Source organism: Pedobacter sandarakinus (genome assembly GCF_026240095.1).
In the GTDB taxonomy this organism is placed as follows: Bacteria; Bacteroidota; Bacteroidia; order Sphingobacteriales; family Sphingobacteriaceae; genus Pedobacter; species Pedobacter sandarakinus.
Genome location: NZ_JAPIVG010000023.1, coordinates 1 through 667, shown reverse-complemented (window position 1 = coordinate 667; position 667 = coordinate 1). Strand labels below are relative to the sequence as shown.

At 47.7% G+C, this 667-nt stretch carries 1 protein-coding gene; it reads left to right on the top strand.

Going from position 1 to position 667, the window contains the following annotated elements; translation table 11 throughout:
- Positions 1-667, top strand: a 667-nt coding sequence (locus OQ268_RS17785) for a tandem-95 repeat protein (RefSeq protein ID WP_265858162.1), incomplete at both ends; no start/stop codon positions are given.

Sequence of the window (667 nt, the reverse complement as noted above, 5' to 3'; positions counted from 1 at the left end):
ACCAGCGGTAACAACGCCTGAAGATGTTGCGGTGAGCGGAACGATCACAGCAAGCGATGCAGACGGCGATCCTTTAACTTTCGCTACTACTACGCCACCAGCAAACGGAACGGTGGTATTGAATGCAGATGGAACTTACACTTATACACCAAACGCCAACTTCAACGGAACCGATAGTTTTGTGGTAACCGTGAGTGATGGCAAAGGTGGAAGCACAACGGTAACCATCAATGTAACGGTAACGCCAGTTAATGATGCACCAGTAGCTACAGCACCAGCGGTAACAACGCCTGAAGATGTTGCGGTGAGCGGAACGATTACAGCAAGTGATGCAGACGGCGATCCTTTAACTTTCGCTACCACTACGCCACCAGCAAACGGAACGGTGGTATTGAATGCAGATGGAACTTACACTTATACACCAAAGGCCAACTTCAACGGAACGGATAGTTTTGTGGTAACCGTGAGTGATGGCAAAGGTGGAAGCACAGCGGTAACCATCAATGTAACGGTAACACCAGTTAATGATGCACCAGTAGCTACGACGCCAGTTAATATCAACACCAATAAAAACACACCAGTTAATGGAGCAATCACTGCATCTGATGTGGATGGTGACCCATTAACCTATACGATTGCCACACCACCAGCTAATGGTACAGTTGTA